The sequence below is a fragment of the Streptomyces ortus genome (genome assembly GCF_026341275.1).
In the GTDB taxonomy this organism is placed as follows: domain Bacteria; phylum Actinomycetota; class Actinomycetes; order Streptomycetales; family Streptomycetaceae; genus Streptomyces; species Streptomyces ortus.
On the sequence record NZ_JAIFZO010000002.1, the window covers coordinates 251,052 to 270,402 of the forward strand.

Genomic DNA, 19,351 nt, shown 5'->3' on the forward strand with positions numbered 1-19,351 from the left:
ACGTGCGCGGGCAGCTCTGACGGAGCGTCAGGAGTGGCTCGGGAAGCCGAGGTTGATGCCTCCGCTGTCGGCCGGGTCGGGCCAACGGGTGGTGATGACCTTGCCCTGGGTGTAGAAGGCGACGCCGTCGTTGCCGTAGATGTGGTGGCCGCCGAAGAGGGAGTCCTTCCAGCCGCCGAAGGAGTGGTAGCCGACGGGGACGGGGATCGGCACGTTGACGCCGACCATGCCGGCCTGGACCTCCAGCTGGAAGCGGCGGGCGGCGCCGCCGTCCCGGGTGAAGATCGCGGTGCCGTTGCCCCAGCGGGAGGCGTTGATCAGCGCGATGCCCTCGTCGTAGGTCCCGGCGCGGACCACGCACAGCACCGGGCCGAAGATCTCGTCCCGGTAGGCGTCCGCGGTGACCGGGACCCGGTCGAGGAGCGAGACGCCGAGGAAGAAGCCGTCCTCGTGGCCGGGCACGGTGAAGCCGGTGCCGTCCACGACGACCTCGGCACCCTGGGCGGCGGCGCCCGCGACGTACGAGGCGACCTTGTCGCGGTGCTCGCGGGTGATGAGCGGGCCCATCTCGGAGGCCGGGTCGCTGCCGGGGCCGATCCTCAGGCCCTTGGCCCGCTCGGCGATCTTCTCGACGAGTTCGTCGCCGGTGTCGCCGACCGCGACGACGACGGAGACGGCCATGCAGCGCTCGCCTGCCGAGCCGTAGGCGGCGCTGATGGCCTGGTCTGCGGCGAAGTCCAGGTCGGCGTCGGGCAGGACCAGCATGTGGTTCTTGGCGCCGCCGAGGGCCTGGACGCGCTTGCCGTGCTCGATGCCCTTGATCTGGATGTACTTGGCGATGGGCGTCGAGCCGACGAAGGAGACGGCGGTGATGTCCGGGTGCTCCAGGAGCCGGTCGACGGCCGCCTTGTCGCCGTGCACGACGTTGAGCACGCCGTCCGGCAGCCCGGCTTCGGAGGCCAGCTCGGCCAGCCGGCAGGAGGCGGAGGGGTCCTTCTCGCTCGGCTTGAGAACGAACGTGTTGCCGCACGCGATGGCGAGCGGGAACATCCACATCGGCACCATGGCCGGGAAGTTGAACGGGGTGATGCCCGCGACGACGCCGAGGGGCTGGCGGATCGCGGCCACGTCGACCCGGGTGGAGACCTGGGTGGACAGCTCGCCCTTGAGCAACTGCGGGATGGAGCAGGCGAGTTCGACGATCTCCATGCCCCGGGCGACCTCGCCGAGCGCGTCGGAGTGCACCTTGCCGTGCTCGGCGGTGATCAGTTCGGCGATCTCGTCGCGGTGCGCGTCGAGCAGTTCGCGGTACTTGAAGAGGATCGAGGTGCGCTTGGCGAGCGAGGCGGTGCCCCAGCTCTCGAAGGCGGCCTTCGCGGAGGCGACGGCGGCGTCCACCTCGTCCACGGAGGCGAAGGGAACCTGCTTCTCCTGGGCGCCCGTGGCCGGGTCGTACACGGGTCCGAAGCGGTCGGAGGTACCCGCGACGGGCTTCCCGCCGATCCAGTGGTCGATGTTCTTCATGCGGTGCCGGTCCTTAGTCGTGAGCTGGGCGGGGCAAGCGGGAGCGGGCGGGATCAGAGGTGGCGGCGGCGGTCGGCGACCTGGCGCTCGTACGCCGTACGGGCACTGGTCGCGGCCTCACGCGAGGAGACCTCGGCGACCGGTACGTCCCACCAGGCCTCGGCGCCCGGCGAGGTGGGCGTCGGGTCGGTCTCCACGTAGACGCAGGTGGGCCGGTCGGACGCGCGGGCGGTGGCCAGCGCGTTCCGCAGTTCGCCCACGGTCTTGGCGCGCAGGACGTCCATGCCGAGGCTCGCGGCGTTGGCGGCCAGGTCGACCGGCAGCGGATCGCCGGTGAAGCCGCCGTCCGGGGACCGATAGCGGTAGGCGGTGCCGAAGCGCTCGGCGCCCACCGACTCGGAGAGCCCGCCGATGGACGCGTACCCGTGGTTCTGGAGGAGCACCAGGTTGACCGGCAGCCCCTCCTGGACGGCCGTGACGATCTCGGTCGGCATCATGAGGTACGTGCCGTCGCCGACCAGCGACCAGACGGGCGTGCCCGGGGCGGCCTGCTGGACGCCGATGCCGGCCGGGATCTCGTAGCCCATGCAGGAGTAGCCGTACTCCAGGTGGTACTGGCGCGGGCTGCGGGCTCGCCACAGTTTGTGCAGGTCGCCGGGGAGCGAGCCGGCCGCGTTGATGACCACGTCGTCGTCGCCGACCACGGCGTCCAGGGCGCCGAGGACCTGTGTCTGGGTGGGCACGGCGTGCTCGTCGTCGGCCCGGTAGACGGAGTCGACGACCTGCTCCCAGCGCTCCTTGCCCGCCCGGTACTCGGCCTCGTACGCCTCGTCGACGCGGTGGCCGGCGAGCGCCTCGGTGAGGGCTTCGAGACCCGCGCGGGCATCCGCGACCAGGGTGCGGGCGCTGAGCTTGTGCGCGTCGAAGGCGGCGACGTTGAGGTTCACGAACCGCACGCCAGGTTCCTGGAAGAGCGTGGCGGAGGCGGTGGTGAAGTCCGAGTAGCGGGTGCCGACACCGATGACCAGGTCGGCGGTGCGGGCCAGGTCGTCGGCGACGGCGGTGCCGGTGTGGCCGATGCCGCCGACGTCCGCCGGGTGGTCGTACCGCAGCGAGCCCTTGCCCGCCTGGGTGGAGGCGACCGGGATGCCGGTGGCCTCGGCGAACGCCTTGAGGGCCTGCTCGGCCTCGCTGTGGTGGACACCGCCGCCCGCGACGATCAGGGGGCGCCGGGAGCCGCGCACGGCCTCCGCCGCGGCGGCCAGCTCGGCCGGTTCGGGCGCCGGGCGGCGCACGTGCCAGACCCGGTCGGCGAAGAACTCCGCGGGCCAGTCGTACGCCTCGGCCTGCACGTCCTGCGGCAGGGCGAGGGTGACGGCGCCGGTGTCGACGGGATCGGCGAGCACCCGCATCGCGTTGAGGGCGGAGGGGATCAGCGCCTCGGGGCGGTGGACGCGGTCGAAGTAGCGGGAGACCGGACGCAGGGTGTCGTTGACGGACAGGTCGGCCTCGACCGGGTGCTCCAGCTGCTGGAGCAGCGGGTCGGCGGCGCGGGTCGCGAAGTAGTCGCCGGGCAGGAGCAGCACGGGCAGGCGGTTGATCGTGGCGAGGGCGGCGCCGGTGACGAGGTTGGTGGCGCCGGGGCCGATGGAGGTGGTGACGGCCTGGGCGGAGAGCCGGTCGAGCTGGCGGGCGTAGCCGACGGCGGCGTGCACCATGGCCTGTTCGTTACGGCCCTGGTGGAAGGGCATGGTCTCCTCGCCGGCCTCCAGGAGGGCTTGGCCGAGGCCTGCCACGTTGCCGTGGCCGAAGATCCCCCAGGTACCGGCGATCAGCCGGCGCCGCACACCGTCGCGCTCGGTGTACTGCGCGGCCAGGAAGCGCACCAGTGCCTGGGCGACGGTCAGACGGAGGGTGGAGCGGCTCATCGGTTCCTCACTGGTTCGCGGAGGCGGAGGCGGAGGTGGAGGCGGGGCGGCGGCCCGGGACGGGGGCGGTGGGGGTCACGGGGTCAGCCGGGGGTCGACGGGCTGGTCCGGCCAGGTGTCGCGGATCCAGGCGTGGTCGGGGTGGTCGCAGATCAGCCAGGCCCGGTCGGCGCCGGGGCCCGCCATGACGTTCAGGTAGTACATGTCGTGGCCGGGTGCGGCGATCGAGGGGCCGTGCCAGCCGTCCGGGATCAGGACGACGTCCCCGCCGCGCACCTCGGCGAGCACGTCCGTGCCGCTGCCGTGGCCCGACGGCGAGACGCGCTGGTAGCCGAGGCCGGGGGTGCCCTCGTGGTCGGCGATCTCGAAGTAGTAGATCTCCTCCAGCTCGGACTCCTCGCCCGGCCGGTTCTCGTCGTGCTTGTGCGGCGGATACGAGGACCAGTTGCCGCCCGGGGTGATCACCTCGACCGCGATGAGCTTGTCGCACTCGAAGACGCCGGCCGCGCCGAAGTTGTGCACCTTCCGGGAGCAGTTGCCGCTGCCGCGCAGTTCGACGGGCACGGATTCTGCGGGCCCGTAGCGGGCGGGCAGGCGACGTTCGCAGCGGGCTCCGGTGAGGGCGAACCGGCCGCCCTCGTGGCAGGTGAGGGCGGCGGTCGCGTCCCTGGGCACGTACACGAAGTCGCTGACGCCGCTGAACACGTCGGCCCGGCCCCGCATCTCGAACTCGTCCTGGCCGAAGTCGTCGGTGACGGCGACCGTGCAGGCGCCGCCCAGCGAGGTGACGATCCACTCGCTGTCCCCCGCGGTGAACAGGTGCGTCCCGCCCGGGGGCAGTTCGAGGACCCGGAGGCTGGAGTGGTCCCAGCCCGCGCTCTCTGGCGTCACGTCCACGGCGTACGGCCCACTCGCGGCCTTGCCCGCGGGCAGGTGATGTGCGCTGGTCATGAGGTGTGATCCTTCCGGTGTCCGGTCAGAGCGGGCTGGTCTCCGGTCAGAGCAGGCCGACCGCGGTGTCCACGGCGGTCTCCACGGTGCCCTCGGCGGGATAGAGCAGGGAGCGGCCGACGACCAGACCCTGGACGGTGGGCAGCCGCAGGCACTTGCGCCACTTCTCGTACGCGCCCTCCTGGTCCCCGCCGACCTCGCCGCCGAGCAGGACGGCGGGCAGGGTGGAGGTCTCCAGGGCGGCGGCCATGTCGTCCGGGTCGCTGGTGACGGGCAGTTTCAGCCAGGTGTAGGCGGAGGTGCCGCCCAGGCCGGAGGCGATGGCGATGGAGCGGGTGACGGCCTCGGCGGAGAGGTCGTTGCCGACCTTTCCCCCGACGCGGCGGGAGATGAACGGCTCGACGAACACGGGCAGCCGGCGCGCGGCCATGGCGTCGATCGCGCGGGCGGTGGACTCCAGCGTGGTCAGCGAGCCGGGGTCGTCGTAGTCGATGCGCAGCAGCAGTTTGCCCGCGTCGAAGTTCAGCCGTTCGATGTCCTCGGCGCGGTGGCCGGTGAAGCGGTCGTCCATCTCGAAGGACGCGCCGGCCAGGCCGCCGCGGTTCATGGAGCCCATGACGACCTTGTTCTCCAGCGCGCCGAGCAGCAGGAGGTCGTCCAGGATGTCGGCGGTGGCGAGCACCCCGTCCACGCCCGGCCGGGACAGCGCGACGCACAGGCGCTCCAGCAGGTCGGCGCGGTTGGCCATGGCCAGCCTGCGGTCGCCGACGCCGAGCGAACCGCGGGCCGGGTGGTCGGCGGCCACGATCATGAGGCGACCGCTGTCGCCGACGAGGGGCCGCCGGGCGCGGCGGGCAGCCGCTTCGGCCACGGCCTCGGGGTGCTGGACACGCACCCTGACGAGGTCGGGGATGGTGATGCTCAAGGTCTGGCTCCGTTCGGGGTGGTGCGGGGTCGGTCGCGGGATCTTCAGCCGCGTGACGTTCGGTGACGTGACCTCAGCCGCGCGACGTCGGGTCACGTGACCTCAGTCGCGCGACGTGACGAGTTCCTCGACCTCGGCGGCGGTCGGCATCGCGGAGGAGCAGGCGAGGCGGGAGGCGACCAGCGCGCCGGCCGCGTTGGCGTACCGCATGGTCTTCTCCAGTTCCCAGCCGGCCAGCAGGCCGTGACAGAGCGAGCCGCCGAACGCGTCGCCCGCGCCGAGGCCGTTGACCACCTCGACGGGTACGGGCGGCACCTCGGCGGTGGTGCCGTCGCGGTGGACGGCGAGGACGCCCTTGGGGCCCTGCTTGACGACGGCCAGTTCCACACCGGCTTCGAGCAGGGCGTCGGCGCAGGCCCGTGGTTCGCGGACGCCGGTGGCGATCTCGCACTCGTCGAGGTTGCCGACGGCGACCGTGGCGTGCCGCAGGGCCTCGGTGTAGTACGGACGGGCCTCGTCGGGGTCCTGCCAGAACATGGGGCGCCAGTCGAGGTCGAAGACCGTGGTGCCGGACTTGTCGCGGGCCTTGAGGGCGGCGAGGGTGGCCGAGCGGCTGGGCTCCTCGCTCAGTCCGGTGCCGGTGATCCAGAAGATCTTCGCCGCCCGGAGCGCGAAGAAGTCCAGCTCGTCGGTGTGGATCACCAGGTCGGGCGCCTTGGGCTGCCGGTAGAAGTACAGCGGGAAGTCGTCGGGCGGGAAGATCTCGCAGAACGTGACCGGTGTCGGGTACTCCTCGACAGGGGTGACCCAGCGGTCGTCGACCCCGAATTCCTTGAGAGCCTGGTGGAGATAGGCTCCGAAGGGATCATCGCCGGTACGGCTGACGATCGCCGTGGTGCGCCCGAGGCGTGCCGCGGCGACCGCCACGTTGGCCGCCGATCCGCCGAGGAACTTGCCGAACGTCTCGACGCGGGCGAGCGGCACGCCGGTCTGCAGAGGGTAGAGGTCGACCCCGAGACGACCCATGGTGATCAGGTCGAATGACTCGCTCATACGCGTCGCTCCTCGTGGGGATGCCGTCTTGTGGGGGTGCGGGATACGGGGGACCGGTGTGTCCTAGGTGTAAGACCGGGGGCCGAGCCATGTCAAGACTTTGTACTTACATTCTCACGTCACCGTGAAATGATGTCTTAACAAAGTATTGACAGCGGGGCATATGAGGGACTTACATCCCCTCCCAACAGAACTGCCGAGTTTTTAAACTTTCTCTCCCCTGTCGCACAGTGAGGTGCCGGAAAGATGGACCGCACGTCTCGCCCCCGTTCCCGCAGAATCGCCCTCGTCGCCGCGGCCGCCGCGGCGGCCCTGATGGTCACCGGTTGCTCCAGCGACTCGGGTGGCAAGAAGGCCGAGGAGGACTCGGGCAACGCGTCGGCCGGCAAGGCCGACACCCCGCGCATGAAGATCGCGATGATCACCCACGCGGCTGCGGGTGACACCTTCTGGGACCTCGTCCGCAAGGGGGCGGAGACCGCCGCCGCCAAGGACAACGTCGAGCTGGTCTACTCGAACAACCCGGACTCGGCCAAGCAGGCCAACCTCGTCCAGAACGCGATCGACCAGAAGGTCGACGGCATCGCGGTCACCCTCTCCAAGCCCGACGCCATGAAGGACGTCGTCGCCAAGGCCGAGAAGGCCGGCATCCCCGTCGTCGGCCTCAACGGAGGCATCGACGACTGGAAGGAGCAGGGGCTCCTGTCCTACTTCGGCCAGGACGAGTTCGTCGCCGGTGAGGCCTTCGGCGAGAAGCTCAACGCACTCGGCGCCAAGAACAACATCTGCGTCATCCACGAGCAGGGCAGTGTCTCGCTGGAGGCCCGCTGCGCCGGCGTGAAGAAGACCTTCAAGGGCAAGACCACGACCCTCAACGTGAACGGCACGAACATGCCGTCCGTGAAGTCGACGATCAACGCCAAGCTCAAGCAGGACACGTCGATCGACTACGTGGTCACGCTCGGCGCCCCGTTCGCGCTGACCGCCGTGCAGTCCGTGGACGACGCGGGCAGCAAGGCGAAGGTGGCGACCTTCGACCTGAACAAGGAGATGGTCGACGCCGTCAAGGGCGGCGACATCGAGTTCGCCGTCGACCAGCAGCCCTACCTTCAGGGCTACCTGTCGGTGGACTCCCTGTGGCTCTACAAGACCAACGGCAACTTCAGCGGAGGCGGCCAGGAGCCCGTGCTCACCGGCCCGGCGTTCGTCGACAAGGACAACGTGGACGACATAGCCAAGTTCGCCTCGAAGGGTACTCGGTGACACCCATGACCCAGGCAACGGCACCGGCGGCGAGCTCCTCGCCGCCGGCTTCGCCGGCCGCCCCCAAGGACGGCCGGACCTCGGAGCGGTCCCTGGCCCGCCGCCTGGCGGCCCGACCGGAGATCGGCGCCCTCATCGCGGCGATCGCCGTCTACATCTTCTTCTTCGCGGTCGCCTCCCCCTTCCGCGAGGCGAGTTCGCTGGCCAACGTGCTCTACGAGGCCTCCGTGATGGGCATCATGGCCCTGCCGGTGGCCCTGCTGATGATCGGCGGCGAGTTCGACCTCTCCGCCGGTGTGGCCGTGACCACCGCCGCGCTCACGGCGAGCATGTGGAGCTTCCAGCTGTCCATGAACGTGTGGACCGGCGTCCTCGTCGCCCTCGTGGTGTCGCTGGCGATCGGCGCGTTCAACGGCTACATGCTGGTACGCACCGGACTGCCGTCGTTCCTGATCACGCTGGGCTCGTTCCTGATCCTCCAGGGCGCCAACCTCGCCATCACCAAGCTCTTCACCGGCAACGTCGCCACCGACTCCATCAGCGACATGGACGGCTTCGACCAGGCCAAGAAGATCTTCGCCTCGGAGATAGGCATCGGCGGGGTCGACGTCAAGATCACCGTCTTCTACTGGCTGATCCTCGCCGCCGCCGCGACCTGGCTGCTGCTGCGCACCAAGTTCGGCAACTGGATCTTCGCCACCGGTGGCAGCCAGGAGAGCGCCCGCGCGGTCGGCGTGCCGGTCACCTTCACCAAGATCGCCCTGTTCATGGGCGTCGGCGCCGGTGCCTGGTTCGTCGGCATGCACATCCTGTTCTCGTTCAACACCGTCCAGTCCGGCGAGGGCGTCGGCAACGAGTTCCTGTACATCATCGCCGCGGTCATCGGCGGCTGCCTGCTCACCGGCGGCTACGGCTCCGCGATCGGCGCCGTCATCGGCGCGTTCATCTTCGGCATGGTCTCCCAGGGCATCGTCTACGCCAACTGGAACCCCGACTGGTTCAAGGCCTTCCTCGGCGTCATGCTCCTGCTCGCCGCCCTCGTCAATCTGTGGGTCCGCCGCCAGGCAACCCGGAGGTAACCCATGACCGACAACACCACCTCCAGCTCCGGCGCGCACTCCGGCTCAGGCTCCGGCGACGACGCCACCGCTGTCCAGGACGCGCCCAGGGCCGTGCCCGAGGACGCCCAGCCGATCGTGCGGCTGCGCGGGGCGGGCAAGGCGTACGGCAACGTCCGCGCCCTGCACGGCGTGGACCTGTCCGTCCACCCGGGCCAGGTCACCTGCGTCCTCGGCGACAACGGCGCCGGCAAGTCGACACTCATCAAGATCATCTCCGGGTTGCACCAGCACACCGAGGGCGAGTTCCTGATCGACGGCCAGGCGGTGCACCTGAGCACCCCGCGCGAGGCCCTCGACAAGGGCATCGCCACCGTCTACCAGGACCTGGCCACCGTGCCGCTGATGCCGGTGTGGCGGAACTTCTTCCTCGGCTCCGAGCTGACGAAGGGCCCCTGGCCGATCCGCCGCCTGGACATCGCGGCGATGAAGCGGACCGCGGACACCGAACTGCGGGCCATGGGCATCGTCCTGGACGACCTCGACCAGCCCATCGGCACCCTTTCCGGCGGCCAGCGCCAGTCCGTGGCCATCGCCCGCGCCGTCTACTTCGGCGCCCGCGTCCTCATCCTGGACGAGCCGACCGCGGCGCTCGGCGTCAAGCAGTCCGGCGTCGTGCTCAAGTACATCGCCGCCGCCCGCGACCGGGGTCTGGGCGTCATCTTCATCACCCACAACCCGCACCACGCGTACATGGTCGGCGACCACTTCAGCGTCCTGCGGCTGGGCACGATGGAACTCTCCGCGTCCCGCGCGGACGTCACCCTCGAAGAGCTCACCAACCACATGGCCGGGGGCGCCGAACTCGCCGCCCTCAAGCACGAACTGGCCCAGGTACGGGGCGTGGACGTCGACGGGCTCCCCGAGGAGCAGGACCTCCAGGCCTCCCTCGCGGCGTCGAAGGGGAAGTCCTGATGGCGAGCGAGCTGGGGGTGGCCGTCATCGGCACCGGCAGGATGGGGGCCGACCATGTGCGCCGGCTCCACGAGGTGACCAGCGGGGCGCGGGTGGCCGCCGTCGTGGACGTCGACGCGGAACGGGTCAAGCGGATCGCCGACGGCATCGAGGGCTGCTCCGCGCACACCGATCCGGCCGCGGCGATGGCCGCGGACGGTGTCGACGCCGTACTGATCGCCTCGCCTGGTCCCGCCCACGAGGCGGCCCTGCTCGCCGCGTTCGAGCACGACCTGCCGGTCCTGTGCGAGAAGCCGCTCACGCCCGGCTCGGCCTCGGCGCTGCGCGTCCTCGAAGCCGAGCAGCGGCTCGGGCACCGCAGGGTGCAGGTGGGCTTCATGCGCCGGTACGACGCCGAGTACGTGAAGCTCAAGTCACTGCTGGAGACCGGCCAGTTGGGCCGGCCGCTGATGCTGCACAACCGGCACCGCAACGTGGCGACGCCGCCCGGCTTCACCACCGAGATGCTCATCAACGACTCCGTCGTGCACGAGATGGACATCACCCGCTGGCTGCTCGGCCACGAGATCACCGCGGTCACGGTGCTGAAGCCGACGCCGTCGGGCAACGCGCCCGAGGGGCTTCAGGATCCGCAGCTGGTCCTCTTCGAGACCGCCGGCGGCGCGATCGTGGACGTCGAGATCAACGTCAACTGCGGTTTCGGCTACCAGGTGCAGGCCGAGGTGGTGTGCGAGCGCGGCACGGCCCGTATCGGTGACGGGCACTCCCTGGTCACCAACATGGCGGGCCGCTGGGGCGGCACCATCGCCCAGGACTTCACGGAGCGCTTCGAGGACGCGTACGACCGGCAGATGCAGGCGTGGGTGGACGCCACGCGCCGCGGCGAGGTGACGGGGCCCAGCGCCTGGGACGGCTACGCCACGGCAGCGGTCTGCGAGGCGGGGGTCCGCGCGCAGAGGGAGGGCGGTCGAGTAGAGGTATCCCTCGCGGACCGCCCCCCGTTCTACACCTGACTCCGACCCGGCGAGGGCTGCCCGCGCAGCCCCCGCGCACCCCCCGGGAAGGGACTACGCCCCATCCCACCTAGGGGCGCGGGGAACGGCGCAATCTCTTCCCCCTCGGAGCCGCAGGGAACAACGCAACCCTTCACCCCCTCAAGGGGCGCGGGGAACGGCGCAATCTTTCCCCCCTCGGGACCGCAGGGAACAACGCAACCCTTCACCCCCTCAAGGGGCGCGGGGAACGGCGCAATCTTTTAGTCCTTGGGGCCGCGGCGAACGGCGCATGCTTTGCCCTCCGGGGGCGCGGGGAACGGCGCGGTCTTGCAGGGGCGCGGGGAACTGCGCGACCCAGCCACCGCGCACCCGCGCCCGAAGAACCCCGCCCAACCACCCCCCCCCGTCAGCTGGACCGCCGCTCACCGGCTTCCCGCAAAGCGTCCCGCAACCGCCCCACCCCCCACCCCTCCCGCACCCCACGCCGCACAACATCCGCCTGAGACGCCGGTGCCAGCCCACCCACCGGCGGATCGGAGTCCAGGTCGGTCGGAAAGGCATACCCCTCCGCACTGGCCGCCACCACCGCCTCCAGCCACTCCCACCCCACCCCCGCCGCGGCCCGAGCGAGCAGCACCGGATAGACCGCGTTCGACAGCGCCTCCCGGTCGACACCCTCCATCGCCCGCCCGAACGCGGAGGACACCTGCAGCAGATTGGCCGTCCGCCGGATGTCCGCCGACGTGTTGCGCCCGGCGGCATGGAAGAGCGCGGGGTTGAAGAACACCGCGTCCCCCGCCGCCAGCGGCAACTGCACCTGGTGCGCCTCGAAGTACTCGTGGAACTCCGGCAGCCGCCAGGCCAGATACCCCGGCTCGTACTTCTGCGAGTGCGGCAGATACATGGTCGGCCCGGACTCGACGGGCATGTCGCAGTGGGCGACGGCCCCCTGCAGCGTCAGCGCGGGCGAGAGGCGGTGCACATGCGCGGGGTACCCGGCGGCGGCCTCGTTGCTCAGGAAGCCCAGGTGGTAGTCGCGGTGCACGGTCTGCGCGGCGCCACCCGGATTCACGACGTTGACCTGTGAGGTGACCTGGTAGCCGGGCCCGAGCCAGGCGGCCGACACCAGCGCGAGGAGGTCGTTGGCGTAGTAGTCGGCGAACGCCTCCGGGTCCCGCAGGCCCGCCTTCTCCAACGCGTTCCAGACCCGGTCGTTCGCGCCCGGCTTCGCGAAGTGGTCGCCCGCCACGTTTCCCGAGGCGCGCTGTTCGGCGATCAGGGCGTCGAAGACCCCGGTCATCCGGTCGAGGACCCCGCGGTCGGGGAAGGCGCCCTTGAACACCACGATGCCGGGCCCCTCGGCGAGCGCCCGGACGAGTTCCGTCTGGACGTTCCGGCGACCCTCGGCCGTCCGCACCTCGGCGCGCAGGCTCTCGCCGTCGTACAGCAGGACGTTCCGCTCGACGGCGGCGGCGTACGGGTACGCGGCCGGGTCGGTGTCCCGCTCGACCAGTGCACGGAACCCGTCGAGGTCGCAGTCGTGCACGGTCAGCCAGGTGCGGGGTCCTGAAAGGGTGCTGGACATCGTCGTCCTTTCGGGGTGGTCCTTGCGGAGATCGCGGCGAACCGTTCGGCGTCGCGGCGACGCGTCGCTGTCATTCTCATGACGCCACACCCCTCAAGCAATCGTCACAGACCCATCAAAAACCCTTCAGGGAGAGCGAGTACGACCTCAGCCGTTGGGAAGCACGTCGGGAAGCGCGTCGGGAAGCGCGTTGGGGCGCAGCGTCCAGACGACCGTCATCTCACCGGTGACGGCGCCGTCCTCCCGCCGGATGGCGACGGTCACCGGGAACTCCGGACGCCGACCGGCGTCGAGTTCGGCGACGACGTCGGCGGCGGGCCGCCCCAGGGTGGCGGTCGCGGTGACCGGCCCCCTGGCCAGCTTCCTGAACGCGATCTCCGCGGTCACCGGCAGCGGCACGGCCCGCGCGAGCTGGTCCCCGAACGCGGCCAGCACGACCGCCCCGCTCGCCGACTCCCCCAGCGTGAACATCGCCCCGGCGTGGGGCCCGCCCACGTGATTGTGGTACTCGCTCTGGTCGGGCAGCGCGAGCACGGCCCTCTCCGGAGTGGTTTCGAGGTACTCCAGCTTCAGGGTCCGGACCATCGGCACGGTGGCGGCGAGCATCTCGCCGATAGACATCTGATCTGCGCTCATGCCCGCACGTTACCCACGAGTAGCGAATCTTGAACAGCTCCCGCCCCCGGTCCCGGGCATGATCCGGTACGCGCCTGATGAGAGGCAGTGACCCAACCGTGTCCCGTGCGGCACTAGTGTTACGGGCCATGTGGCCAGGAAATCAGCCGCCCGGGGGCGAGCAGAACCCGCAGGACCAGAACCAGAACCCGTACCAGCAGCCGGGGTACCAGCAGCCGAATCCGTATCAGCAGCCCGGATATCAGCAGTCCGGGTACGCGAGCGGACCTCAGTCGCAGAACCCGTACGCGCAGCCGGGGCAGCCCGGCTGGACCGCGCCCGGCGCGCCTCAGCCTCCGGAGGGGGGCGGCGGCAGGAACAGGACGAAGATCGTCGCGATCGTGGCCGCCGCGGCCGTCGTCGTCGCGGCGGGTGTCACGGGCGTGCTGGTCCTGGGCGGCGACAAGGACGACGAGGCCGGCGGCGACAAGGGCGGCAAGACGAAGCCGCCGACGTCGAGCGCGCCCAAGGACCCGAGCGGGTCCGCGTCCGCCGACGAGGACAACCCGCGCGGCACGGACGTCGAGAAGCCGACGGTCGCGGGCTGGAAGGTCGTCATCAACCCGCGTTTCGGCACGATGTTCGACGTGCCGGCCGAGTGGGAGATCGAGAGCACCGACACGAGCGTCGGCTTCGAGTGGGAGGAGAAGGGCAAGACCGACCGCACCACGGTCACCGCCCCCGCCTACCTCAAGTCCAAGTGGTGCACCACGGACAGCGACAAGGACGGCCGCGAGGAGGACACGGCGCTGGTCACCGCCGGAACGCGCGGCGAGAACGGCGCCAAGGACGCGTCCGAGGCCGCCGAGACCCGCGTACCGTGGTGGATCTTCGGTGGCTACACGCAGCCCGACAAGAAGAGCGTGAAGTGGGACAAGGCGAAGCCCTACACGACGAAGTCGGGCCTCAAGGGCAGCGTCGCCAACGCGCACTCCAGCAACACGCCGCAGAAGGGGAAGTGTGACAGCGAAGGCAAGGCCATCACCTTCGCGTTCAAGAACGGCGCGGGCGACTACGTCACCTGGAACCTGTTCGGCGCCCAGGGTGTCGACGACGAGATCCCCGACGCGACCGTCCAGAAGATCCTGAGCACGGTGCGTCTCACCAAGGACGCCCCGACGGACAGCTGAGGCCGCGCAGAAACCATTCGCCCTGCCGCCGGAGCGCGCGGCGGGGCCCGTGGGGCGCGGCTCGGCGGGGCGCGGCGGTGAGAAGCCGCCACCGGTCCGGAACAGGCCGGCAATCCGTTTGGCAAGTCGGCCCGTCGGCGGGGATAGTCGCCTGGTGAAACCCGCCGCCGAGCCCTCCACCGTCCTGGGCCGCCCCTCCTGGGCGGGCCGCAACTACACCCTGCTGACCGCCGCCGCGGTCGTGACGAACCTGGGCAGCCAGGGCGCGTTGATCGCGGCGGCGTTCGCCGTCCTGGACGAGGGCGGCGACGGCGGCGACGTGGGCCTGGTGGCGGCGGCCCGCACCCTGCCCCTGGTCCTCTTCCTGCTGATCGGCGGCGCGGTCGCGGACCGGCTGCCCCGGCACCACGTGATGGTCGCGGCCAACACCCTCAACTGCCTCTCCCAGGCGGCCTTCGCGGCCCTCGTGCTCGCCGGCGAGCCCCAGCTCTGGCAGATGATGCTCCTCACGGCGCTCGGCGGCACCGGCCAGGCGTTCTTCGCCCCGGCAGCCGAGGGCATGCTGCTCTCCTCCGTCAGCGGCGGACAGGCCAACCGCGCCTTCGCCGTGTTCCGCCTCGCGATGCATGGCGCGGGCCTCGGCGGCGCCGCCCTCGGCGGTGTCATGGTCGCGCTGGTCGGGCCGGGCTGGGTACTCGCCGTGGACGCGCTGGCCTTCGCGGTGGCGGGCGCCCTGCGGGCCTTCCTCGACGTCGGCCACATACCGCCCCGCGTGAAGGGCACCGGTCTGCTCACCGACCTCCGTGACGGCTGGCGGGAGGTCGTCGGGCGGCCCTGGCTGTGGGCGATCGTCGCCCAGTTCTCGGTCGTTGTCGCCGTCGTCGGCGCCGCCGAGGCGGTGTACGGCCCCCTGGTCGCCCGGGACAGCCTCGGGGGTGCCGGTCCCTGGGGCCTGGCCCTCGGCGCGTTCGGGGCGGGCACCGTCGGCGGCGCGCTGCTGATGATGCGCTGGAAACCCCGCAGGCTGCTCCTCGCCGGCACGCTCTGCGTGTTCCCGCTGGCCCTGCCGTCCGCCGCGCTCGCCGTCCCGATCCCGGTCGGCGCCCTGTGCGCGGTGATGTTCGTGACCGGCGTCGCCATCGAGGTGTTCGGCGTCTCCTGGATGACCGCGCTGCACCAGGAGATCCCGGAGGACAAGCTCTCCCGCGTCTCGGCGTACGACTGGTTCGGCTCGATCGCCATGGTGCCGCTCGCCACCGCCCTCGCGGGCCCGGCCGAGTCCGTCTTCGGCCGTCCGGCGGCCCTGTGGGGCTGCGCGGTCCTGGTCGTCGTGGTGACGGCCGCGGTGCTCTTCGTGCCCGACGTACGCAACCTCACGCGACGCTCGAAGGAAGTGACGCAGGGGATCCCGTCGAAGAGCGAGCCCACCCACTCGCGGAGCCGAACACCCTCCCCCTGAGCCCGGCCCCGCCCCCAGCCGTCAGCGCTCTGCTTTTCAGCCCTCAGCCCTCAGCCGACGCTGAACGCCCCGCTCGGCGGCTCAGGCGACGGGACCGCGTCCTCGTCCCGCACGGGCTGCGCGTCCCCGACGAAGACCCGCAGCGTGTCCCCGTGTTCGACGCGCGCCGGAAAGGCGTCGGAGGCCGTGCGGCGCATGAGGGCGGCGGTGTCGAGCGGCCGGTGCGAGGCGACGAGCACCGCGTTCCCGAAGCGGCGCCCGCGCAGCACGCCCGGCTCGGCGATCAGCGCCAGTTCCTCGAACACGGTGGAGAACGTCGCGAGCTGGGAGCGCAGGAAGGCGAAGGGCGAGGCGTCGGCGAGGTTGGCCAGGTACACGCCGTCGCCCCGCAGGACACGCGCCGTCTCCCGCGCGTACGCCACCGAGGTCAGGTGCGCCGGTACCCGGGAGCCGCCGAAGACGTCGGCGATCAGGACGTCGGCCGAGGCGGCGGGTGCGTTTTCGAGCCAGGCCCGGGCGTCCGCGCCGTGCAGCGCGATGCCCGCGTCGGCGGGGACGGGCAGCAGTTCGACGACGAGGTCCAGGAGCCCGCTGTCTGCCTCCACCACGTCCTGCCGGGACCCCGGCCGGGTCGCGGCGAGATAGCGGGGCAGGGTGAGCGCGCCGCCGCCCAGGTGCAGCGCGTCCAGCGGGAGCCCCGGCTGCGCGACCGTGTCGAGGACGTGCCCGAGCCGTCGCGCGTACTCGAACTCCAGGTACGTCGGCTCGTCGAGGTCGACGTACGACTGGGGCGCCCCGTCGACCGTCAGCAGCCAGGCCCGCTTCCGGTCGATGTCCGGCATCAGTTTGGCGGTCCCGTGATCCACGGTCCTGGTCACGGGTATCGGCTCGTCCACGCCACCCATTGTGCCCGTACGGCCGCTCCGGGACCCGGCTCTTTCGCGCCCGGCCCCGGGTCACCCACCGACGCCCCTCGGGCACTGACGCACGGGTGCCCGCCTCCGTGGCGTACGGAGGCGGGCACCCGCCCGGCCGCGAGCCGGGGCCGGACAGGTCAGCCGACGGCGGTCACCGTGCCGGCGCCGACCGTACGGCCGCCCTCGCGGATCGCGAAGCCCAGGCCCGGCTCCAGCGGCACCTCCCGCCCCAGCACGACCGTCATCGTGACGGTGTCACCGGGCCGCGCGACCGCGCCCGCTCCGAGGTCGACGTCGCCGACGACGTCCGCGGTGCGGAGGTAGAACTGCGGCCGATAACCGGTGGCCACCGGCGTCGTCCGGCCGCCCTCGCCCGCCGACAGGACGTACACCCGCGCCGAGAAACGCCGACCGGGAACGACGCTGCCGGGCGCCGCGACGACGTGACCGCGGCGCACGGCGTCGCGCGGGACGCCGCGCAGGAGCAGCGCCACGCTGTCGCCGGCCTGCGCCTCCGCCATGGGCTTGCCGAACGTCTCCAGCCCGGTGACCACCGTGTCCACGGCGGCGCCGAGCACTTCGACGCGGTCGCCCACCCTGATCGTGCCGCGCTCGACGGCCCCCGTGACGACCGTGCCGCGCCCGGTGATGGTGAGCACGTTCTCCACCGGCAGCAGGAACGGCGCGTCCACATACCGCTCGGGCATGGGTACGTACGTGTCGACGGCGTCCAGCAGCGCGCCGATCGCCTCGGTCCACCGGGGGTCGCCCTCCAGCGCCCTGAGTCCGGAGACCCGTACGACCGGTACGGAGTCGCCTCCGTACCCGTGCGAGGTCAGCAGTTCGCGGACCTCCAGCTCCACGAGGTCGGTCAGTTCCTCCTCGCCCGCGTCCGCCTTGTTGAGGGCGACGACGATGTGGTCGACGCCCACCTGCCGGGCGAGCAGCACGTGTTCGGCGGTCTGGGGCATGATCCCGTCGAGCGCGGAGACGACGAGGATCGCCCCGTCGAGCTGGGCGGCGCCCGTGACCATGTTCTTCACGTAGTCGGCGTGACCCGGCATGTCCACGTGGGCGTAGTGCCGGGTGTCGGTCTCGTACTCGACGTGCGCGATGTTGATGGTGATGCCGCGCGCGGCCTCCTCCGGCGCCCGGTCGATCCGGTCGAACGGTACGTAGGTGCCGGAGCCGCGCTCGGCGAGGACCTTGGTGATGGCGGCGGTCAGGGTGGTCTTGCCGTGGTCGACATGACCCATGGTGCCGATGTTCAGATGCGGTTTGGTGCGCACGTAAGCCGTCTTGGGCATGGCGATACCTCGAAGCCTCTTCGATGTCAGCGGAGCTGAGCGACGGTCCCGGCGTCGATACGGCCGGAACGGGGACCCCGAGGTCCTGCCGACCCTCCCCCTGCGGGGTCCGCCGGACGATCCGGGAAGGGTCAGCTTCGGGCGCCTGCCGCGGCGGCCACGGTGATGAGGACGGCAGCCTTCGTGGCATCCGCGACCGCGGATGCCGCATGAGGGAAGGCGTACCGGAACATGAGGCGATCATCGCTGACGGGACGGGCCGCGTCGAATGGTTTTCAGCGCTCACGGGCCCAGGCGTCCATGTCCGTCCGCAGTGTCGCGTCGGCCGCGGCGAGCTGGTCGACGGTGTCCCACCGAGGGGCCGTCGGGACGAGATGACGTGCCCCAGGCGGGAATCCGGACGAGAGACGCCTCACATGCCGGCGCGGGTGGTCGACCGCGAAGTACTGGTAATCGCGCTCCGGCAGCCGCCGACAGCCCGGCACCACCGCCGTGCGGTCGGCCTCGTCCGGCACGGGAGTTCCCCGCGGCACCGTCCGGGAGCGCGCGCGGCGATCAGACGTGGTCAGGCCGAGGAAAGGGACGATGTCCCGCGGGTACGCGCGGGCCGTCGCGGTCCGTTCCGGATCGGCCGCGGCGGGGTGGGAGACGGTCGGCCGCACCGGCAAGGTGTCCGCGAGAAGGCCGCGCGGCGGCCCGAAAAGGCCATCCGGCGTTCCGGAAGCTGTGACGGCCGTGAGACGAACCATACGGCGAACACACACATGGGTCAGTTAGTGTCACCGGATGCTCGATGCCACCACCCGCTCTGGGGGCACCGCCACGGTCACTCCCCCGCTCCCCGCAACAGAACTCGTCCCCGTCGAGTTCACCGCCGCGCCGACAGGCCCGGCCTCCCGCGTCACGAGAGCACTGTTCTCGCCGTGGGCCCGGCTCTCCCTGCTGGTCGCGCTGCTGCTGTCGGCCGCCGGGACGGTACTGCTGTTCGAGCCACAGAGACTGCTCGCCGACGGCTGGCCACCCCAGCTGACCGGAGCCGCGGCGGCCCTGGTCTTCGCGGTCGCGTACGGACTGTGCACGGTGGCGTTCGTGCCCCGGCCGATCCTCAACCTCGGCGCGGGTGCCCTGTTCGGCTCGCAGCTGGGCCTCGGGGCCGCGCTCGCCGGTACGGTCCTCGGCGCCGGGATCGCCTTCGGGCTCGGCCGGATGCTCGGGCAGGACGCGCTGCGGCCCCTGCTGCGCGGTCGCTGGCTGAAGGCGGCCGACGGGCAGCTCAGCCGGCACGGGTTCCGCTCGATGCTGGCCGCGCGGCTGTTCCCCGGCGTGCCGTTCTGGGCCGCGAACTACTGCGCGTCCGTGTCCCGGATGGGCTATCTCCCCTTCCTCCTCGCGACGGGGCTCGGCTCGATCCCGAACACCGCCGCGTACGCCGTGGCGGGCGCCCGCGCCTCCGCGCCGACGTCCCCGGCGTTCCTGATCGCGATGGCCTTCATCGCCCTCCCCGCCCTGGCGGGAGCGATAGTGGCCTGGCGCAAACGCCACCACCTGCGGGCCCACTGACGCGGAGTCGCCGGGCCACGCCGTCGGGTGTGGCCCAGCAAGGCCC

17 protein-coding genes are annotated in these 19,351 nt (G+C 71.4%); 7 read left to right on the forward strand and 10 right to left on the reverse strand.

Translation table 11 applies throughout. The features are described from left to right. Positions 1-27 precede the first annotated feature (27 nt). The 5 genes from K3769_RS03955 to iolC all read right to left on the reverse strand — a co-directional run bounded on the left by K3769_RS03955 (position 28) and on the right by iolC (position 6,381). Positions 28-1,524, reverse strand: coding sequence for a CoA-acylating methylmalonate-semialdehyde dehydrogenase (locus K3769_RS03955; RefSeq protein WP_267025049.1), 1,497 nt, complete (start codon positions 1,522-1,524; stop codon positions 28-30). Positions 1,525-1,577: 53 nt separating this feature from the next. Next, positions 1,578-3,452 carry a 3D-(3,5/4)-trihydroxycyclohexane-1,2-dione acylhydrolase (decyclizing) gene (gene iolD / locus K3769_RS03960; protein ID WP_267025050.1) on the reverse strand — a complete coding sequence of 625 codons (1,875 nt, stop codon included), beginning with the start codon at positions 3,450-3,452 and terminating at the stop codon, positions 1,578-1,580. Positions 3,453-3,527: 75 nt separating this feature from the next. Beyond that, positions 3,528-4,403, reverse strand: coding sequence for a 5-deoxy-glucuronate isomerase (gene iolB / locus K3769_RS03965; protein WP_267025051.1), 876 nt, complete (start codon positions 4,401-4,403; stop codon positions 3,528-3,530). A gap of 46 nt (positions 4,404-4,449) precedes the next feature. Continuing rightward, the gene (locus K3769_RS03970) at positions 4,450-5,328 is read right to left on the reverse strand and encodes a Cgl0159 family (beta/alpha)8-fold protein (protein WP_267025052.1); all 879 of its coding nucleotides are present in this window, start codon (positions 5,326-5,328) and stop codon (positions 4,450-4,452) included. Between the two features lie 102 nt (positions 5,329-5,430). Then, positions 5,431-6,381: a 5-dehydro-2-deoxygluconokinase gene (iolC, locus tag K3769_RS03975; RefSeq protein WP_267025053.1), complete on the reverse strand. Its 951-nt coding sequence runs from the start codon at positions 6,379-6,381 to the stop codon at positions 5,431-5,433. 246 nt (positions 6,382-6,627) lie between these two features. On the opposite strand from iolC, the gene K3769_RS03980 reads away from it, so the two are divergent. From K3769_RS03980 to K3769_RS03995, 4 genes are read left to right on the forward strand one after another with little or no spacing between them, the layout of a single operon-like run. Beyond that, on the forward strand, positions 6,628-7,644 hold the full coding sequence (locus K3769_RS03980; RefSeq protein ID WP_210891531.1) for a sugar ABC transporter substrate-binding protein: 1,017 nt from the start codon (positions 6,628-6,630) through the stop codon (positions 7,642-7,644). A 5-nt stretch (positions 7,645-7,649) separates the two neighbouring features. Beyond that, a complete protein-coding gene (locus K3769_RS03985) occupies positions 7,650-8,723 on the forward strand; it encodes an ABC transporter permease (RefSeq protein ID WP_267025054.1) in 1,074 nt (357 codons plus the stop codon). A 3-nt stretch (positions 8,724-8,726) separates the two neighbouring features. Then, complete coding sequence (locus tag K3769_RS03990; RefSeq protein WP_267025055.1) at positions 8,727-9,677, forward strand: ATP-binding cassette domain-containing protein; 951 nt, start codon at positions 8,727-8,729, stop codon at positions 9,675-9,677. Beyond that, the gene (locus K3769_RS03995) at positions 9,677-10,690 is read left to right on the forward strand and encodes a Gfo/Idh/MocA family protein (RefSeq protein WP_267025056.1); all 1,014 of its coding nucleotides are present in this window, start codon (positions 9,677-9,679) and stop codon (positions 10,688-10,690) included. Before K3769_RS03990 ends, K3769_RS03995 begins: the two co-directional genes overlap by 1 nt. 388 nt (positions 10,691-11,078) lie before the next feature. Here K3769_RS03995 and K3769_RS04000 read toward each other — a convergent pair whose 3' ends face one another. Continuing rightward, the gene (locus K3769_RS04000; RefSeq protein ID WP_267025057.1) at positions 11,079-12,257 is read right to left on the reverse strand and encodes a phytanoyl-CoA dioxygenase family protein; all 1,179 of its coding nucleotides are present in this window, start codon (positions 12,255-12,257) and stop codon (positions 11,079-11,081) included. Between the two features lie 147 nt (positions 12,258-12,404). Beyond that, positions 12,405-12,878 carry a DUF4442 domain-containing protein gene (locus K3769_RS04005; protein WP_267031241.1) on the reverse strand — a complete coding sequence of 158 codons (474 nt, stop codon included), beginning with the start codon at positions 12,876-12,878 and terminating at the stop codon, positions 12,405-12,407. A gap of 143 nt (positions 12,879-13,021) precedes the next feature. Between K3769_RS04005 and K3769_RS04010 the strand changes: the two genes are divergently transcribed. Both K3769_RS04010 and K3769_RS04015 read left to right on the forward strand, forming a co-directional pair. Then, on the forward strand, positions 13,022-14,062 hold the full coding sequence (locus K3769_RS04010; RefSeq protein WP_267025058.1) for a DUF8017 domain-containing protein: 1,041 nt from the start codon (positions 13,022-13,024) through the stop codon (positions 14,060-14,062). A gap of 154 nt (positions 14,063-14,216) precedes the next feature. After that, entirely contained in the window at positions 14,217-15,521 is a 1,305-nt protein-coding gene (locus K3769_RS04015; RefSeq protein ID WP_267025059.1) for an MFS transporter, read from the forward strand. A gap of 50 nt (positions 15,522-15,571) precedes the next feature. Here K3769_RS04015 and K3769_RS04020 read toward each other — a convergent pair whose 3' ends face one another. From K3769_RS04020 to K3769_RS04030, 3 genes are all read right to left on the reverse strand, one after another. Beyond that, complete coding sequence (locus K3769_RS04020) at positions 15,572-16,417, reverse strand: spermidine synthase (RefSeq protein ID WP_267025060.1); 846 nt, start codon at positions 16,415-16,417, stop codon at positions 15,572-15,574. Positions 16,418-16,575: 158 nt separating this feature from the next. Beyond that, on the reverse strand, positions 16,576-17,745 hold the full coding sequence (gene tuf, locus K3769_RS04025) for an elongation factor Tu (protein ID WP_267025061.1): 1,170 nt from the start codon (positions 17,743-17,745) through the stop codon (positions 16,576-16,578). Positions 17,746-18,020: 275 nt separating this feature from the next. Further along, a complete protein-coding gene (locus K3769_RS04030; protein ID WP_267025062.1) occupies positions 18,021-18,494 on the reverse strand; it encodes a DNA alkylation repair protein in 474 nt (157 codons plus the stop codon). Between the two features lie 37 nt (positions 18,495-18,531). Between K3769_RS04030 and K3769_RS04035 the strand changes: the two genes are divergently transcribed. Then, positions 18,532-19,305 carry a TVP38/TMEM64 family protein gene (locus K3769_RS04035; protein ID WP_267025063.1) on the forward strand — a complete coding sequence of 258 codons (774 nt, stop codon included), beginning with the start codon at positions 18,532-18,534 and terminating at the stop codon, positions 19,303-19,305. Positions 19,306-19,351 lie beyond the last annotated feature (46 nt).

Coding starts and splice junctions, on each gene's coding strand:
- K3769_RS03955 (WP_267025049.1), bottom strand. CDS start 1,524: ATGAAGAACATCGACCACTGGATCGGCGGGAAGCCCGTCGCGGGTACC.
- iolD (WP_267025050.1), bottom strand. CDS start 3,452: ATGAGCCGCTCCACCCTCCGTCTGACCGTCGCCCAGGCACTGGTGCGC.
- iolB (WP_267025051.1), bottom strand. CDS start 4,403: ATGACCAGCGCACATCACCTGCCCGCGGGCAAGGCCGCGAGTGGGCCG.
- iolC (WP_267025053.1), bottom strand. CDS start 6,381: ATGAGCGAGTCATTCGACCTGATCACCATGGGTCGTCTCGGGGTCGAC.
- K3769_RS03980 (WP_210891531.1), top strand. CDS start 6,628: ATGGACCGCACGTCTCGCCCCCGTTCCCGCAGAATCGCCCTCGTCGCC.
- K3769_RS03985 (WP_267025054.1), top strand. CDS start 7,650: ATGACCCAGGCAACGGCACCGGCGGCGAGCTCCTCGCCGCCGGCTTCG.
- K3769_RS03990 (WP_267025055.1), top strand. CDS start 8,727: ATGACCGACAACACCACCTCCAGCTCCGGCGCGCACTCCGGCTCAGGC.
- K3769_RS03995 (WP_267025056.1), top strand. CDS start 9,677: ATGGCGAGCGAGCTGGGGGTGGCCGTCATCGGCACCGGCAGGATGGGG.
- K3769_RS04000 (WP_267025057.1), bottom strand. CDS start 12,257: ATGTCCAGCACCCTTTCAGGACCCCGCACCTGGCTGACCGTGCACGAC.
- K3769_RS04005 (WP_267031241.1), bottom strand. CDS start 12,878: ATGTCTATCGGCGAGATGCTCGCCGCCACCGTGCCGATGGTCCGGACC.
- K3769_RS04010 (WP_267025058.1), top strand. CDS start 13,022: ATGTGGCCAGGAAATCAGCCGCCCGGGGGCGAGCAGAACCCGCAGGAC.
- tuf (WP_267025061.1), bottom strand. CDS start 17,745: ATGCCCAAGACGGCTTACGTGCGCACCAAACCGCATCTGAACATCGGC.
- K3769_RS04030 (WP_267025062.1), bottom strand. CDS start 18,494: ATGGTTCGTCTCACGGCCGTCACAGCTTCCGGAACGCCGGATGGCCTT.
- K3769_RS04035 (WP_267025063.1), top strand. CDS start 18,532: ATGCTCGATGCCACCACCCGCTCTGGGGGCACCGCCACGGTCACTCCC.